General features: G+C 64.3%; 9 protein-coding genes and 11 pseudogenes. 5 read left to right on the top strand and 15 right to left on the bottom strand.

Going from position 1 to position 16,210, the window contains the following annotated elements; all coding sequences use genetic code 11:
- Window positions 1-13: 13 nt before the first annotated feature.
- The 6 genes and pseudogenes from BST44_RS31745 to BST44_RS25260 form a co-directional block, all read right to left on the bottom strand.
- Window positions 14-247 (bottom strand): annotated as a pseudogene (locus BST44_RS31745) (transposase); the annotation flags it as partial.
- A 65-nt stretch (window positions 248-312) separates the two neighbouring features.
- Window positions 313-372: pseudogene (locus BST44_RS31740) on the bottom strand (hypothetical protein); the annotation flags it as partial.
- 83 nt (window positions 373-455) lie between these two features.
- Window positions 456-1,568, bottom strand: a pseudogene (locus BST44_RS31095) (ISL3 family transposase); the annotation flags it as partial.
- Window positions 1,569-1,739: 171 nt separating this feature from the next.
- The gene (locus BST44_RS25265; RefSeq protein ID WP_019731991.1) at window positions 1,740-2,384 is read right to left on the bottom strand and encodes an integrase catalytic domain-containing protein; all 645 of its coding nucleotides are present in this window, start codon (window positions 2,382-2,384) and stop codon (window positions 1,740-1,742) included.
- Window positions 2,363-2,470, bottom strand: a pseudogene (locus BST44_RS29800) (NAD-dependent epimerase/dehydratase family protein); the annotation flags it as partial. The pseudogene BST44_RS29800 and the gene BST44_RS25265, both read right to left, overlap by 22 nt.
- A 52-nt stretch (window positions 2,471-2,522) precedes the next feature.
- A pseudogene (locus tag BST44_RS25260) lies at window positions 2,523-3,226 on the bottom strand (histidine phosphatase family protein).
- Window positions 3,227-3,308: 82 nt separating this feature from the next.
- On the opposite strand from BST44_RS25260, the gene BST44_RS25255 reads away from it, so the two are divergent.
- The 3 genes from BST44_RS25255 (at window position 3,309) to BST44_RS25245 (ending at window position 5,001) form a co-directional block, all read left to right on the top strand.
- Window positions 3,309-4,181 carry a MaoC/PaaZ C-terminal domain-containing protein gene (locus BST44_RS25255; protein WP_007168405.1) on the top strand — a complete coding sequence of 291 codons (873 nt, stop codon included), beginning with the start codon at window positions 3,309-3,311 and terminating at the stop codon, window positions 4,179-4,181.
- A gap of 152 nt (window positions 4,182-4,333) precedes the next feature.
- Window positions 4,334-4,609 (top strand): type II toxin-antitoxin system Phd/YefM family antitoxin, encoded by a 276-nt coding sequence (locus tag BST44_RS25250; protein ID WP_007168406.1) that lies wholly within the window; start codon window positions 4,334-4,336, stop codon window positions 4,607-4,609.
- Entirely contained in the window at window positions 4,609-5,001 is a 393-nt protein-coding gene (locus BST44_RS25245) for a type II toxin-antitoxin system VapC family toxin (protein WP_007168407.1), read from the top strand. Before BST44_RS25250 ends, BST44_RS25245 begins: the two co-directional genes overlap by 1 nt.
- 147 nt (window positions 5,002-5,148) lie before the next feature.
- Here BST44_RS25245 and otsB read toward each other — a convergent pair.
- From otsB to BST44_RS31090, 3 pseudogenes are all read right to left on the bottom strand, one after another.
- Window positions 5,149-6,308: pseudogene (otsB, locus tag BST44_RS25240) on the bottom strand (trehalose-phosphatase).
- A 41-nt stretch (window positions 6,309-6,349) separates the two neighbouring features.
- A pseudogene (locus BST44_RS25235) lies at window positions 6,350-7,688 on the bottom strand (wax ester/triacylglycerol synthase domain-containing protein).
- A gap of 158 nt (window positions 7,689-7,846) precedes the next feature.
- Window positions 7,847-8,074, bottom strand: a pseudogene (locus BST44_RS31090) (IS1595 family transposase); the annotation flags it as partial.
- Between the two features lie 12 nt (window positions 8,075-8,086).
- On the opposite strand from BST44_RS31090, the gene BST44_RS31800 reads away from it, so the two are divergent.
- Together BST44_RS31800 and BST44_RS25225 are read left to right on the top strand one after the other, a co-directional pair.
- A complete protein-coding gene (locus BST44_RS31800) occupies window positions 8,087-8,215 on the top strand; it encodes an ADP-ribosylglycohydrolase family protein (protein WP_459977093.1) in 129 nt (42 codons plus the stop codon).
- 192 nt (window positions 8,216-8,407) lie between these two features.
- A pseudogene (locus BST44_RS25225) lies at window positions 8,408-9,766 on the top strand (IS1182 family transposase); the annotation flags it as partial.
- A gap of 300 nt (window positions 9,767-10,066) precedes the next feature.
- On the opposite strand, the gene BST44_RS25220 reads toward BST44_RS25225, so the two are convergent.
- From BST44_RS25220 to BST44_RS31485, 6 genes and pseudogenes are all read right to left on the bottom strand, one after another.
- Complete coding sequence (locus BST44_RS25220) at window positions 10,067-11,020, bottom strand: SDR family NAD(P)-dependent oxidoreductase (protein ID WP_007168413.1); 954 nt, start codon at window positions 11,018-11,020, stop codon at window positions 10,067-10,069.
- Complete coding sequence (locus BST44_RS25215) at window positions 11,017-12,594, bottom strand: flavin-containing monooxygenase (protein ID WP_007168414.1); 1,578 nt, start codon at window positions 12,592-12,594, stop codon at window positions 11,017-11,019. The genes BST44_RS25220 and BST44_RS25215 overlap by 4 nt, the downstream gene beginning before the upstream one ends.
- A 21-nt stretch (window positions 12,595-12,615) precedes the next feature.
- Window positions 12,616-13,505: pseudogene (locus tag BST44_RS30705) on the bottom strand (metal-dependent hydrolase).
- Window positions 13,506-13,553: 48 nt separating this feature from the next.
- Window positions 13,554-14,243: a metal-dependent hydrolase gene (locus BST44_RS25200; protein WP_080576326.1), complete on the bottom strand. Its 690-nt coding sequence runs from the start codon at window positions 14,241-14,243 to the stop codon at window positions 13,554-13,556.
- Between the two features lie 84 nt (window positions 14,244-14,327).
- Window positions 14,328-15,674, bottom strand: a complete 1,347-nt coding sequence (locus tag BST44_RS25195; RefSeq protein WP_007168418.1) for an IS110 family RNA-guided transposase — start codon at window positions 15,672-15,674, stop codon at window positions 14,328-14,330.
- Window positions 15,675-15,913: 239 nt separating this feature from the next.
- Window positions 15,914-16,147: pseudogene (locus BST44_RS31485) on the bottom strand (metal-dependent hydrolase); the annotation flags it as partial.
- Window positions 16,148-16,210 lie beyond the last annotated feature (63 nt).

Genomic DNA, 16,210 nt, shown 5'->3' with positions numbered 1-16,210 from the left:
GGCTCTTCGTAATTCAGAGTGCATTGACAAGTTGGTGGAGTGCTCCGCTGTGTAGTAGTGAGCGCCAACGGTAGTGGGTGAGGTTGCGGAATCCGAGGGCGTTGCGGCGCAATGCTTCCAGGCGGCCGTTGATGGCCTCGGTGGGTCCGTTGGAGACGTGGTGGTCGAAGAAGGCCAGGATGTCGGCGCGGCGGCGCGATAGCGTGCGGCCGAGTTGGGCGATCTCCTCCAATCCGGCGGGTACGCCGCGCCGACTTCCAGGCGGCCGTTGATGGCCTCGGTGGGTCCGTTGGAGACGTGGTGGTCGAAGAAGGCCAGGATGTCGGCGCGGCGGCGCGATAGCGTGCGGCCGAGTTGGGCGATCTCCTCCAATCCGGCGGGTACGCCGCGCCGACTTCCAGGCGGCCGTTGATGGCCTCGGTGGGTCCGTTGGAGACGTGGTGGTCGAAGAAGGCCAGGATGTCGGCGCGGCGGCGCGATAGCGTGCGGCCGAGTTGGGCGATCTCCTCCAATCCGGCGGGTACGCCGCGCCGTATCGACTCGATCAGCCTGGTCATTGCCTTCTTGCCGTGACGTCGGTTCGGGTCGGCGTAGGCGGCGATGATCTTCTGATAGATCAGCCAGGCGACCTTGACGGCGAGATGGTCGTCGCCGTCGAGCACCTCGGTCAGCCGGGTGTATTGGCGTGGGGAGAGCAGCTGCAGGCGGGTTCGGGCGATGCGCCGGATCCCATAGAGCGGGTCACCGGTGTGTCCGCGCCGACCCAGGGTCTGCTGCTGGATGCGTTGGCGGATCAGGTCGAGCTTGGTCCCGGCCAAAGCCACAACGTGGAAGGGGTCCATCACGGTGACCGCGTCCGGGATGACCTCGGTGGCGGCGGTCTTGTAGCCGGCGAACCCGTCCATCGCAATGACCTCCACGGCCCGGGCAAAGTCGGTGGGTTGGGCGGCCAACCACGTGGCCAGTGCGGTCGCTGAGCGTCCTTCGACCAGGTCGAGCAGGCGTGCCGGGCCGGTCTGGTCGTGGGTAGGCGTGAGGTCGATGATCAGCGTGACGAACCCCTCTGTGCCGCGACGCCGAGGCGCCCAGCGATGCTCATCGACACCGATCACCGTCACCCCGGCCAGCCGATCCGGCCCGGTTGTGGCGATCAGGCCGGCGGTCGCACGCATCGCGATGGAGCTGACAGTATGCCAGGACACCCCGAGTTCGGCGGCGATCGCCGAAATGGTGGTGCGGTCGATCATCAACCGCCGCAATACATACCGGGCACAGCGCCGCGTCGTCGATGAGCGCGGGGCCGCCAACTTGCCCAGATCCTGGTTGAACACTGCCCGCCCACACGCTGGCGTTGTGCAGCGGTAGCGAGGTAGGGCACCCTGCAGCACCAGCGGGTAGCCGGCCACCGGCAGATCCGTCAACGGCCGAGTCACAGTGTCGCGGTAGCGGCCCTCCCGGCCGCAGTCCGGACACCTGGCGTCACAGGCCACCGGCCTGCAGAAGATCGTCGTCGTCTTCTCGTCGACCGCGGCGTCGGTGATCGTCACCCCCAACTCGATGGTGCGCATGATCGTGTCGGCAACAACAGACGGCGGGCAGGCAGTAGCCTCAGGCAAGGGTCACCTCGGTGGTGTTGGTGAAGCGGCGTGTAGGAACCTGAATCGTCACCCACCGAGGCCCCACCTCAGCTCAACGACACGAACCCCCACCGCGGATATCCGCCAACCACTGCTGCACGCTCATTTCCGCAGAGCCGGTTTGATGGTGGGCGTCAGGTAGTTGAGCCGGTCGTTGACCAGCCTCCAGAGCCGGTTGAGCACCGCACGTTCCTCGTCGGTGTCATAGCGGTAGTAGAACCCATACTTGCGGACGAGGTGGTTGTTCTTGGACTCGATTGTGGCCTGATCGTTCTTCTTGTACGGCCGCGACCTGGTGAAGAAGATCTCCATCTGCGCAGCCCACTTGATGACGGCCTTGTTGAGGAATTCGGTTCCGTTGTCGAAGTCCAAACCGGTTACCTCGTAAGGTATTTCATGGACACCGGCTTTGAGGGCGCCGAGGATGTGAGTGTGGGCGTTGTTGCGTTCGGTGCGGGTGAAGACCCAACCGATATGCATATCGGTGAGGTTGACGGTCCGGGCGAACTCGCCTTTGAGGGTTGGACCGCAGTGCGCGACGGTGTCGCCTTCGAAGAACCCCGGAGATCCCTCGACCTCGTCGGTTGCCTTGCGGATCTTGATCGAAGACCGCAGCAACGGGGAGGCCTTGGTGGTCGATTTCCCCTTGATCTGGTCGCGCGCCTTGACCGCACGCAGGTAGCGGTCGATCGTCGCGCTGCTCATCGCCAACAGCTCGGCACGCACCTGCGGGCTGTAGCGGTCCACACCTGCGCGTCCGGCCGGGTTTCCAGCAGGCGAGGTACGACGCGGCGACCAATAAACCCGGTACCGCCGGTAACGACATAGCGCATGCAAGCCATCGTGGCGGGTCACACCGCGCACGTCAACCATGCTGTCCAGGCATCAGCCGGCGAAGTTGCGGATGCCGTCCCAGTCCACCAGCGTCCAGCCGGTCATCGGGTTTCCGGTGATCACCACGCGGCCGACGTTGGGCAGCGGATGACTGGTCGCCAGGCTGTCCTTGGCGTTCTTCGTGTTCATCAGCGTCCAGTACTCGATGGCGTACAGATGCGAGAACACCACCGGTTGGTTGTGGCCGCTGTTGTAGATCTTCTGCACGGCCGCGGTGAACCAGTCGTTGAACTCCTTGCCGGTGATCGACCCGGGGATGCGGTCTCCGACGTCGCCGTTGAGCCAGTCCGCCGGTACGTCGAGGGGGCCATCGAGACGGGCTTGCCCTCGTACCAGCCGGCGTTGATCTCTTGGATGCCTTGCAGCACCTCGACTTGCTTGCCGAGTTCGGCGGCCAACGGCGCGGCGGTCTGTTGCGTTCGCACCATGGTGGAGGCGTAGACGGCGTCGTACTTGTTGTGGGCGAGTTGGTGCGCGACCTGTTCGGCCTGCCCCTTGCCCTCCGGGGTCAGGCCCGGGCCCGGCACGTCGGTGTCGATGACGCCGCTGGCGTTGGTCTCGGACTCCGCGTGCCGGACGAACGTCACGGTGATGCTGTGGGCCTGCGGTGACCCGCCGCAGGCGCCGACGATTACCGTTGCGGCCAGCACGGCTACCGCTTTTGAGGCCTTCCTGATCAAGCTGGGATTGCGCATGGCGATAGCCTGCCCCGCCGACGGTGCCGGTGGGAAGGGTTTGCGATGGTTGGGTGGCAGAAAAGCTTGAAGGGAGACTCGTATGGCGATTGACCCGAGTGCCGTCGGTGCGACGACGGAGCCGATGCTGTTCGAATGGACGGACCGGGAGACGCTGCTCTACGCGCTCGGTGTCGGCGCCGGAACTGACGACCTATCGTTCACCACCGAAAACAGCCACGACATCACCCAGCAGGTGCTGCCCACCTATGCGGTGATCTGCTGCCCGGCGTTCGGTGCGGCGGGCAAGATCGGAAAGTTCAACTGGGCCATGCTTTTACACGGGTCGCAGGGCATCCGGCTGCACGCACCGCTGCCGCCGGCGGGCAAGCTGTCCGTGGTCTCCGAGGTCGCGGACATCCAGGACAAGGGCGAGGGCAAGAACGCGATCATCGTGCTGCGCGGCCGCGGCACCGACCCCGACTCGGGGGAGCTGATCGCCGAGACACTCACCACGTTGGTCATCCGGGGCGAGGGCGGGTTCGGGGGAGTGCCGGGTCAGCGGCCGATCGCGCCGGAGTTTCCCGACCGCGAGCCCGATGCCCGGATCGCGCTGCCCACCCGTGCGGACCAGGCGCTGATCTATCGGCTCTCCGGTGACCGCAACCCGCTGCACAGCGACCCGTGGTTCGCCAGGGACATGGCCGGTTTCCCGAAGCCGATCCTGCACGGGCTGTGCACCTACGGGGTGTCGGGCCGCGCGCTGGTCGCCGAGCTGGGCAAGGGCGTGGCCGCCAACGTCACGTCGATAGCGGCGCGATTCACCTCGCCGGTGTTTCCAGGGGAGACGCTGACCACGCTGATCTGGCGGACGGAACCGGGCAAGGCGGTGTTTCGGACGGAGGCTTGTGGCGCCGAAAGCGCGAACGCGCGGATCGTGTTGGACGACGGCGCGGTGGAGTACGCGGAGGCCTAGCCGATGGCTTAGAACCCGGTACGTCGCCCCGGCGCGCAGGCGTTCACTGGTGCGCCTGGCCTGCCGTCCAGCCATGACCTGTCCCGCATTCGGCGGGCTTCGGGGGGATCGCTCGGGCGCTAAGCTAAACAGCTATGTGCTACAGTTAGCACATGTCTACGGTGGGCGTTCGTGAGCTGCGGCAGCGGGCCAGCGAACTCCTCCGTCGGGTCGAGGCCGGCGAGACGATCGAGATCACCGACCGTGGTCGGCCTATCGCCCTTCTCTCGCCGATGCCGGAGGGCGGTCCGTACCAGCAGATGCTGGCAAGCGGCGGGATCGAACGTGCGACGCTTGACTTTGATGACCTTCCCGAGCCGGTCCGACTCAAAACGGGTATCGAGCTGCCGTCCGTGACGCTTGCGCGCCTGCGTGAGCACGAGCGTTGATGGCGGCCATCTACCTGGACTCGTCCGCAATCGTCAAGCTTGCAGTTCGTGAGCCAGAGTCGGATGCGCTGCGTCGCTACCTTCGCACCCGGCTGCCGCGGGTGTCGAGTGCCCTTGCGCGGACGGAGGTCATGCGGGCTCTGCTCCACAAGGGTGAATCAGCCCGAAGAGCCGGACGCCGGGCGCTCGCGAGCCTAGACCTACTACGCATCGACAACCGATTGCTCGATCTTGCTGGTGGGCTGCTGCCAATCGAGCTACGCACCCTCGATGCAATTCACCTGGCGACTGCCCAGCGGCTCGGCATGGATCTTGGCCGGTTGTGCACTTACGACGACCGCATGCGCGACGCCGCCGAGGCGCTCGGCATGGCAGTGATTGCCCCGTCTTGATCGGCTACCTAGGGTGGCGCGTGAGGCGGCCAACGCTTCATGTCCCGGCATGTCGCGCCAACCTCGTGCCACCGCCGAATGGGGACACCGTCGTGCTGGATCACTCGAATGTTGGCACCCTGAGCGCCGTTAGAACCGTTGCCGTCGCTAATTTACGCGGGCGTCACTTAACCGCTGTGCCAACCTTTCGGTGAACTCGGCGGCGCGCGCGGGACTGTCCAACGCAAACAGCGCGGCGGTGGCGCGGTCGCCGTCTTCGCTGTGTCGCACCAGGATCGGGATACCATCATCGCGGACCGCGTCGAACGCGTCCTCGTCGGTGATGTCGTCGCCGAGATAGATGGGCACCAGCGGACGCGCGTCGGCCTCGCGCAGGTGATCGATCACCCAGCGAAGCGTCTTTCCCTTGTCCCAGTCCATGTCCGGACGCAGCTCGATGACTTCGCGACCCGTCGTCACCCGAAGTCCGTCCCGCCGGCCCGCCGCGCGCACCGCCGCGGCAACCTCGCCCACGCGGTCCCGCGCGGCGTTGCGGTAGTGGACCGCAACGCCAAATCGCTTGTGCTCCATCATAACTCCGGGGATCGAGTCGAGCCGGTCGCGCAGCTCGGCGGCGGCCTGTTCGAGCACCGGTGTGGCCGCCGCCGCGGCGTCGTTCTGGTGGTGTGTGCCGTCGGGTGCGGTCAGCTCGAAACCGTGGCTGCCGGCATACCAGATCCCGGGCACACCGAGGCGCTGTGACACGTCGGCGAGGTCGCGGCCGGACAGAACCGCGACCGGGCATTGCGCGGCCAGCTTCCGCAGCGCCTCGACCGCGGCGGCGACGGGCCGGGCCGCGGCGGGATCGTCGACGATGTCCGACAGCGTGCCGTCGAAGTCGAAGAACATATGGCCGGCCTCCGGTCGGTGAGGGCACCGAGGGCCTGCACAGCATCGGGTAGCTGGGACATCCGGTGGTCCCCGGTGCGCACGGCGACCTCATCCAGATCGCCGACCACGGCGTCGGCGCCGACGCGCCGCAGGGCGTCACTTTGCCCTGTTCGGTCGAGGCCGATGACCAACGCGAATCCGCCGTCGCGCGCGGCCTGGACGCAAGCCGCGTTGTCGGTAAGGACGGCGCATCGCCCCGGGCGGACCGACAGCTTGTCTGCTGCCTCACTCAGGGTGTCGCGGACGTTACCGTTCGACGCGAAGACGCCGGTGTCGACGCCGGCTTCGCGCAATCGCCGGGTCAGCGCCTGGGTGCGGTCCAACGCGGTGTCGAACAGCACCGCGTCATGGCGGCGCGGGTCGATGGTGACCGGCATTGACCAACCTTCTCACGGTGTTCAACGCCGGTGAGAGCGGGTCAGTGACGTGCCGGCGTGGGTGCCGACGGTCGCGGCCGCTGCGCCTGGCCCGGAAACGCGCGCGCCGCGCGCGTGCGCCGGCGGTCCTTGCTGAACAGCAACACCGAATCCTGGCTGAGCGCCACCATCCGTGCCATGCCCAGCTCGATACCGGCTGCCAGCTGCTTGACGTCGGCCGTGGCGTCGTATTCGGCGGTGATGCCCGAATACCAATTCGTCGCCGTAGCTGAGCATCGCGACCCCGGTGCTCAGCTGCAAGGCGATCGGGGGGATCGGCAGCAGGCGCTCCATCGTCTGGCCCATCAGCCGCAGCTGATGGCGAGGCCCGGGCGCGTGGTTCGCCAGCGTTACGAGGCCGCGCTGCGGGAGCCTGGGTAACAGTTGTATGAGGTTGCCGCGCAGCATAGTTGGCAGACAATTGATCGCAGACTCCACGATACCGGGCGGAGATTTGTCGGCGTGCTGCGCTTTCCACCGGCTGTGCACGGTCCGCAATTGCTGGACCGGGTCGTCATGCTCGACGGGCAGGTATGGCAGTAGTGCCGAACGTACCGGCATCGGCACCAGGGTGCGCAGCGAGTCCGCCCGCGGTTCTTCGCCGCGGCGTAGCAGAACCCTTCGGAAGCCCTCGGTGATGGCCGCCAGCGCGACATCGTTGACGGTCACACCGAATTTGCGGCACACGCACTCGACGTCGGCAATCGGGACGCGCACCGTGCTGTAGCGCCGCAGGACCGGGTCGACCGAGGGCCGTGCCGTCGGCCAGATCGCCCCGACGAAGTTGCCGGCGAGTGCCCCAGCCCACTCCAGGGGCCAGCCGCGCTTCGAGGCCTGCGGCGGCGAATCATGTTTGTCGCCAACACCGTTCGCGAATGCATCGTGGTCGGCGTCGTCGCAAAGCCGGGTGAGCAGGTGGGCGGCTGAGTTCCCGTCGGCCAAGCCGTGGTGGATCTTCATCAAGATTGCCCACCGGCCGCCTTTCAGGCCCTCGATCACCCAGCACTCCCACGGCGGACGGTCCAGGTCGAGGGGACGCTCCAGGGCGTGGGCGATCGCGCCGGACAGCTGGGCGTCGTCGCCCGGGCGCGGAATCGCCACCCAGCGCACATGATGGGCCAGGTCGAATCCGGGACAGTCGATCCACTCGAAGCTCTGCGTCCGCAGCACCTGTGTGCAGCGCGGTATCGACTGAATCCGTTCCGCCAGCAGCTGTTTCAGCAGTGCGTAATCGGGGACGCCACCATCGACGATGGCGACCGCGCCGATCACCAGGCTGGCGTACTGATCGGGATCTTGAGCTCTCAGGTACGCCGTATCCAGTGTTATCGCTTGCGCCATGCGCAGTCCCCGCCCCTCGTTTCTCGCACTTGTACCAGTATTTGCGCGGGACCTCCGGGGCGGTAGGCCAGGAGCGTTAAGAATGTGTTTAGACCCGTTAAACAGCTCGCCTAAGTCGAACATACTTATTGCTTATCTGCTTAAGTGGACTCGTTTGCTTAAAAAAATTCGTCAAAAGTACTGCCGGGCAGTGGTTTAGCAGTTGCTCGCAGAGTTTGCTCTTGGCCTTCGGCGGCGCCGATGAGGTCGGCTAGTGGGTGGGGATCGGTGTTGACGCTTTGTTGCAGGAGTCGGTAGAAGAGCATTCCGCGGGCTTTTGACCTGCGGCGATTGAATCTGAAGGTGAACTCGTCGAGGTAGTACTGCAGGTGCTCGCGTTCCACGCGGGTGTAGCGGCCATGACAGGAGCGATCGTCGGCGCCCGCGACGGCGTTGAATCCATCCCTGCTCGCTGGCTCGAAGCACTCGAAGACGGCGACCGCGGACGCACCCACGTGAAGCAGCTCGCCGCGCTTCTGCTCAGGTAGCGCGCTCTGCGCCCTACCCCCCCGCTCACCTAGGTGCGTGGGTCGGTATCCACGAGTTGTTGGTGTGTCACGCTGATGGCGACGTGGATGGTCGGGAAAACTGTGTCCATGGATTTGATGACGGCCCAGGATCAGCTGTTTGAGACCGAGTCCGCGCGGCCTCGCTCGTCATCGTCACCGGGCGAGGTTTCGGTGGACAAGACGTTTCGGGCCTATGACCAGGATCAGTCGTTTTTGATGCCGCCGTCGTTGCGGGATTGGTTGCCTGACGATCATCTGGCGTTGTTTGTGTCCGAGTTGGTCGATGAGGTGCTTGATCTGGCAGTGTTTTTCGCCTCCTACAGCGAGGCCCGGGGCTTTCCGCCGTATCACCCGCGGCTGATGCTCAAGCTGCTGCTCTACGGGTACACCAGCGGGGTTCGTTCATCTCGCAAGATCGAAGCCCGTTGCCATGACGATGTGGCGTTTCGGTACCTGGCCGCCAACACCGCACCGGACTTTCGCTCCATCGCCCGCTTTCGGCGCCGTCACCTCGCCGCGCTGGAAGCCCTGTTCCTGCAGGCGCTGACCCTGTGCCAGCAGGCGGGCATGGTCACGATGGGCCGGGTGGCCCTCGATGGCACCAAGGTCAAGGCCAATGCCTCCCGTCACAAGGCGATGAGCTATGACCGGATGTGCGAGGCGGAGCCGGCCCTGCAAACCCAGGTCGAGCAGATCATGCGGGAGGCCGAACGCGTCGATATCGACGAGGACCAGGCCCACGGCCCGGACAATCGTGGCGGTGACCTGCAGGGCGAATTGGCCCGCCGTGAGAGCCGGCTGGCCAAGATCCGCAAGGCCAAGGCCGACCTGGAACAACACGCCAAAGACCAGGCCGCGGACAAGGCCCGGGCAAGGGCGCAAAACGCCGGCCATGATGACGACGCGGCCGCGCGGGCCGCCGAGCAGGCAGCACAGTGCGCGACCGTCAAGCCCAAGGCGCAGCGCAACTTCACCGACCCTGACGCCCAGATCATGAAGACCGCCGACGGCAGCTTCCACTACTGTTACAACGCGCAGGCCGTCGTCGATGAAGAACATCAGGTGATCGTTGCGACCGACTTCGCCGAATCCGGCGCCGACAACCCCGCATTCGGCGAGCTGCTCGCCCAGACCATCACCAACACCGCGACCACACCGCGTCAGACGCTCGCCGACGCCGGCTACTTCAGTGAGAACAACATCGACGCCGCCCACAAGGCGGGCACCGATCCGCTGATCGCGACCGGCCGGCTCGCCCACGGCGAGCAGGTTCCCGACGCGCCACGGGGACGGACACCGAAAAATGCGACACCAAAGGCGCGGATGGCCCGCAAACTTCGCACCAAGAAGGGCAAGGCCGCATATTCGCGGCGCAAGGTGATCGTCGAGCCGGTGTTCGGGCAGATGAAGACCACCCAGGGGGCGAGTCGACTCCTGCTCCGCGGCCACCATCACGCCCGCGCCGAATGGCGCCTGCTCGCCGCCTGCCACAACCTGCGAACCCTCCTACTACAACATTGCAGCGCAGGCTGCGGCCGGCTGAAAGGGTCGTGCGCAGCGAGTTACGGCCACCGATCCGCCATCCCGCGGAATGCGGCCCGCCCGATCACACCACCAGGCCAACAAAACGCCGCCCGATGCCCTCCGTCCAGGACAAATCCACCTGCCGACCCGACAAATCCGTTACCGACCCACGCACCTAGCCGGGGGCAGCAGGAATCAAGATCACTACAAGTCAAGTCCCCACGGAATCAGGGGAACCCCTTCACCCGAGCTGCACGGCGTATTGACGGCAGAGCACCTACGATTGGCCGCTGATCAGCCCGCACCCTACTTTCCCGTGCTGGTGACCGGTGCCGCCGCCTCGGCTCCACCGGCGGCAAGCTCACCCTGGTCCGCAGCACCCACTGTCTTTGACAGGCGAGCACCCAGCCGCTGAAATGCGTCCACCGAGAATGGCTGCATCATACGGCGGTTGACACCAGGGGCGATACGGAGCATGAAATAGCCCAGCCAGGCCTCGGTGCGCACCGGCACGACCGCCAAATCAAACCGTACCGCACGTACGACGGCACGAGCTACGAGGTCCGAGCTCATCGGCGAGACCCTAAACTTCTCGCTAAATTCCTGGAGCTTCTTCGTGAACTGCTTTCCTTGTTCGATCAGGTTCTGATCGACGCCGACTACGATCGCGCGATCAGCGATGTTGGTGTTGATCACACCCGGGCACACGGCGCTGACGCCGATGCCTCTCGGTCCGAGTTCGAGCCGCAAGCACTCGGTCAGCATCTTCACGCCCGCCTTGGACACCGAGTACGGCGCCATCACCGGCGTGGGTGTGAACGCCGCCGCTGACGCGATGTTGACGATGTGGCCACCGCCGCGCTCAACCATCTGGGCGCCGAACACACGACATCCGTGGACGACACCCATTAGGTTCACACCGAGTTGGCGGTCCCAATCCGAGGGACTCAGCTGCAAAAAGTGGCCGCCCACCAAGATACCTGCGTTGTTGACCAATACATCGGTGTAACCGTGATCGGCTAACACATCGCGACCGAACACCGCCCAGGCGTCGGGGTCGGTGACGTCCAACTGCGCCGCCGACGCGCCGAGGCCGTAACCGCGGATCATCGCGGTGGTCGCTTGTGCCGCATCCAGATCGATGTCGGAGACCACGACGTGGGCGCCGAGCTTAGCGAACCTGATCGCTGTCGCCCGGCCAATGCCGCTTCCAGCCCCGGTGACCACCACCAGGCGCGGTCGCAATCGGTTGAACTTCACAGGCTCTCCTTCGTCATGGCCGCGGCTGCGTCCAGAACCGCAACGCCCCTGCTGTATCGGTAGACATCAAGGTTGTAATAGCGGTTCTGCCAGTACATTTCGCCGTGCGTCGACGGCCGAAACGGTGAATCGCCCTGGTTATTAATGTAGTAGGTGTTCGAACCCGCACACGCCGGAGTGAACAGGAAGTTATTCTGTTGGCGCTTCAGGCATTTCCGAAAATACTCGTCGTGGGCTTCCTGACGAATCTCGCAGACCGTTGCACCGCGGCGCTTCGCTTCGGCTATGGCGCGGCTCAGGTGAGCCGATGTCGCTTCGATCATCCACAAGTACGAGCCGAGCACGAATCCGTAGGGCCCGGTGATTGAGAACATGTTCGGAAATCCGGGAACCGAAACACCCTGGTACGACTGGTATCTCTGCTCACTCCAGAACCGCCCGAGATCGACGCCGCCCCGCCCGATGACGGGGAAGGGAGGCACCGCGCCCGCCTCCCACAGCTTGAACCCGGTCGCGCAGATCAACACGTCGATCTCGTGCTCCACGCCGTCCGCCGTCCGTACCCCCTTCTTGGTAATGCACTCGATCGCATCGGTGACCAGGCTGACGTCGTCGCGGTTGAAGGTACGCAAGTAGTCGTTTGACATCGACGGGCGCTTGCAGCCTAACCCGTAGCGTGGGATCAGCTTCTCCCGAACGACCGGGTCATCGATCTGGCGGCGCATCCAGCGGCGGGTAGGAACCTCAAGCATCCGGCGGCTCGCGTTCGTCAGCCACTGTGGACCGACCCACATCCCGGCCATGCCGACCTCGGTTGCGACGGTTCCCACCAGGCGGATACCCGAACGGATTCGCTTACGCCCCAGAACCCACCGGATGGCGGACGTGACCTCCTTGTCAGGTTTTGGGAACACCCATATCGGTGTTCGTTGGAAGACTGTCAAATGTTCGACTTCGTCGACAATGGCCGGGACGACCTGCAGCGCCGTTGCGCCAGTGCCGATGACCGCGACGCGCTTGCCCGCCAGCGCCACGTCATGGTCCCAGAGTGCGGTGTGCATGAGCACACCCCCGAACTCGTCGAGACCCGGGATATCAGGCATCTTCGGGCGTTCGAGGCCACCGACCGCCATGACTACATTTCGGCCGGTAATCTCCTGATCGGCGTCGGTAGTCAATCGCCATAGGCTATTGCGCTCATCGAGCACCGCCGAGGTGATCGTAGTGTTCAGCCGCAACTTTTGAGCTAGGCCGTACTTGTCCACAAGGTCGCTGGCGTAATCGCGAAGCTCGTAACCCGGAGCGAAGATCCGCGACCAATCACCACGCTGCTCGTAGGAAAAGCTGTAGACAAACGAGGGAATATCCACCGCCACACCCGGATAAGTGTTCGCATGCCAGGTGCCGCCCACCTGATCCCACTTGTCGACAATCACGAAGTCGTGAATGCCTCTGCGTTGCAAGGAGATACCAGCACCGATACCGCCGAATCCAGCGCCGACGATCACGACTTCATGGTCTGGAGTGACACGCTCGACAGTCGGTAACTGCTCGATGTCGATCGTTGTACTCAACTTGAACTCATGGCCTTCCTGCTACTTGAGATGACCGACAAGGGCACCGTCGTCGCCGAACAGCTCCTGCCGCCACTGCTGCACCAGCGCGGTCGTGTCGATGTCGTCGGGATGGAAGCCCGGCTTTAGGTACATGCGCAGATCGGCCATCAGCCCCTGCACCAACGGGTCCCGGAACACCGCACGCGTTTGACGCGCCACTTTGATCGGGCGCCATCCCCGCGGATCGGCCAAAATAGACAACAGCACCCCGATCGACACCACCGGGATCGTCAGGATGTACAGCACCGCCATCACCCCGATCCGGAGCCACTCCGGCCCATCGACGGCCCGGTAGACGTCGAACGCCACCGACTTATGTTCCAGCTCTTCCACCGCGTGCCAGTTGAGCAGGTTTCGCACCTCGGGATCGCCAGGAATCTTTTGTATCTCTTCGCCCAGCATGCGCTCAGCCAGTGTCGCGGTGTAGTGCTCGGCCGCCGCCGTGACCGCCAGGGGTACCCGCGCTGGCAGCAGGTTCTCAATTCGCACGATCAACCGGCTCCCGGCGGCTGTCATGCGGGAACATAAACAGCCGGACAATCGGGTAGCCCATCTCGATGAGCTTCTCGTTGAGCCGGCGGTGTTCCTGGCCGTGCACCGACTCCTGGCCAAATGAATCCGGCCACCCGCTTCATCAGTACCGGATCGGTCATCTGATCGGCAAAGCGCCGAACCGACCGGATAAACAACTCCTCACCTGGCGGAAACACGCCGGACAGCAACGCCACAAGGTGGCTGAACACGATATTGCCCTCAACGAAATGGTGGTCCATCGGCTCGGGATCGCCGAACCAAAACCGAATCCGCCGAGCCTTAGGATACGTACTCTCGGCTACTTTTTCGGCTGCTGTTCCGCTTTTCGCAGCCATTGCCTGACTAGCTACCATGGCAATCCCTTTTGTTGTGGATGTTCGCAATCACTTCAGGTAGCCGACGAGTTCTCCGTCGGTGCCGAAGAGTTCCTCTTGCCAGTGCTCCAACAACGCGTTCGTGTCGATGTCGTCAGGATGGAATCCCGGTCGCAGATATTTCGTAAGGTCTGGGATCAAACCCCGGAAGATGGGGCCACGGTACAGCCGATAGGCCTCCCGTATCACCCGTAGCGGCTGACGACGCCCATCCGGGTCGTGCGCCAGCGAGTAAACCAATGTGACGGCTATGAGGAGAAGCAGGGTCGGAATCATCACGGCCATCACACTCCTGCGCATCCGCTCCGTACCTCCCGCCACCGTGCGGAAGACATCGAATGCGACCGATTTGTGCTCAAGTTCCTCCACGGCATGCCAGTTCAGCACGTTCCACACCTGCAACTCGCCCGGAATCGCCTGGATTTCCTCTTCGCCCAGCGTGCGCTCAGCAAGTACGGCGGTGAAGTGTTCTGCAGCTGCTGTTACCGCCAGGGGTAGCCGCGCAGGCAGCCGCTCCTCCAGTCGCTTGACCCAGTCGTTAAACTTCTTCGAATCCCACCAAGCGATCGGGTAACCCATGTCGATGAGTTTCTCGTTCAGCAGGCGGTGTTGCTGTCCGTGGACCGATTCCTGGCCGATGAAGCCCGCCACCCGTTTCTTCAACGTGGGATCGGTGACCTGACCGGAAAATAGACCCAGGTGACCGGACGCGGCGGAGCCACCCGGCGCAGCCGGGTGTTCTTTCTCGCAGTTGTCGGGTTGTGTTGTGGGAGTTGGCCGGTGTCAGGCGACGGGTTCGAGGGTGACGCGATAGCCCAGGGCTGCGAGCTGCGCGACGTGGTTACGGGTCCGGCGTTCGGTGTTGATGCGGGTCGCGTGGTAGTCGGCACCGAGATCGTGGAAACGGGCCGTGGGGTCGTGCAGCAGGTTCCAGATGATGACCAGGATGGATCGGGCAACAGCGACGAGGGCCTTGAGCTTGCCGCGGCGTTTGACGATGCGCCGATAGCGTTCACCGAGGAAGGTGTTGGTCTTGGCAGCGGCTGTCGCGGCTTCGCCGAGAGCACCTTTCAGATATGGGTTGCCTTTGCCCGCCTTGCCCGAACGTTGCACCGGACCGGACTGGATGGTGCGTGGACACAGTTTTGCCCACGACACCAGGTGTCCGGCCGTGGGGAACCGGCTCATGTCGAGCCCGATCTCGGCGAGAATGATCTGCGCGTTCACCGGGCCGACGCCGGGAATCTCATCGAGTCGGTCGATCGTGGTCAACTCGCCGGCTTTGCGCGAAGCGGGGTTTGCTCCGCCGGTGGCGTCCCCACCGTTGACAGGTTCGGGCTCCATTGCAGCCAACAGTTGGTCGATGCGGGTGGTGAGCCTGCCGATCTTGGCGTCCAGCGCGTCGATCTGATCGAGCAGCATCTGGGCAAGTTCGGCGTGGTGATCGTCGAATCTGCCGGTCAGCGCCTCGACCAGAGCGGCTTGCTTGGGTCTCATCTTGCCGCGCGCCAGCCCGGCCAGCCGGCGCGGGTCCCGCTCGCCAGCGATCAGCGCCTTGAGCATGTCGCGCACCGACAGGGTGTCCAGAGTCGAGGCCACCGACGACACCTTGATCAGCGCGTCCTCGAGCAGCTTCTCGATCCGTTGCCAGTACCGGGAACGTTCGCGAGTCATATCGATCCGTAACCGGGTGTAGTCGCGTAACTCGCGGATCGGCGCCGGCGGCACGAAACTTGGCCGCAGCAGACCTTTCTCGGTGAGCTTGGCTAGCCAGACCGCGTCGAGTTTGTCGGTTTTGGGCCGACCGGGCACGTTCTTCACGTCGCGGGCGTTGACCAGCTGCACGTCGAGCCCGGCCGCCTCCAGCAGGTAGTACCAGATCCGCCAGTAATCCGACGTGGACTCCACAGTGACCTTCTCAATCCGCTCGTCAACGAGGTAGTCGGTCAACTCACCGACTGCGCCGGACGTGGCGGCCACGTCCCACACTTTGCTGACCCGCCTGCCCGCGCGGCTGCCCACACGCACGCACACCTTGCCCGAGGCCTTGGCTACATCGATCGCGCACACACGCTCGATCACCAACTCATGCTCGGTGTCAGCAATCTCCTCCGGCTGCTGCTGCTTCAACTCGCTTGCCCTCCATCAACATCGACGCTCTCAACAAGGCGGGCCGCCCGGGGGCCTCGGTTCAGGGAATCGAAATTCTGACCGGCGTGCTCGAAGCAACAGTGCGTGACCCTTCCAGGTCGGGCCCCGGCACCAGGCTCATCAACAGGCTCACAAAACCCAAGTTAACGTCGGCGTCGGCAGGCAACCCGACCCCCATTTTCACGCCTGCGAGGCGTCACCCGAAGGGAAACAGGGGGCTCATCTGAGAATCGACGCACCGACCGAATAAACAACTCCTCCCCTGACGGGAACGCACCCGATAGGTTCGCCACGAAGTGGCTGAACACGATGTCGTCGTTGACGAAGTACTTGCCGTGTGTGCCGCCGTCGCCGCCAAACGGAAAGCTTATCCGTCGGGTCCTCGGATAACGGGATCCAGCGCTCGCTGCGGTCACCGACTTTGCCTCTTGCCTTGCGTGGTCACTCGCCATGAATGCTAGCCCCTTCCTTGAACGTGTGACGTGTAGTTCCAGGTACCAATAGTACTAGGTGTT

This window comes from Mycobacterium scrofulaceum, from assembly GCF_002086735.1.
GTDB classification, from domain to species: domain Bacteria; phylum Actinomycetota; class Actinomycetes; order Mycobacteriales; family Mycobacteriaceae; genus Mycobacterium; species Mycobacterium scrofulaceum.
Note: the sequence above shows the minus strand (reverse complement) of the source record. Positions and strands in the feature narration are given on the sequence as shown.

Coding starts and splice junctions, on each gene's coding strand:
- BST44_RS25255 (WP_007168405.1), top strand. CDS start 3,309: ATGGCGATTGACCCGAGTGCCGTCGGTGCGACGACGGAGCCGATGCTG.
- BST44_RS25250 (WP_007168406.1), top strand. CDS start 4,334: ATGTCTACGGTGGGCGTTCGTGAGCTGCGGCAGCGGGCCAGCGAACTC.
- BST44_RS25245 (WP_007168407.1), top strand. CDS start 4,609: ATGGCGGCCATCTACCTGGACTCGTCCGCAATCGTCAAGCTTGCAGTT.
- BST44_RS31800 (WP_459977093.1), top strand. CDS start 8,087: ATGACAGGAGCGATCGTCGGCGCCCGCGACGGCGTTGAATCCATCCCT.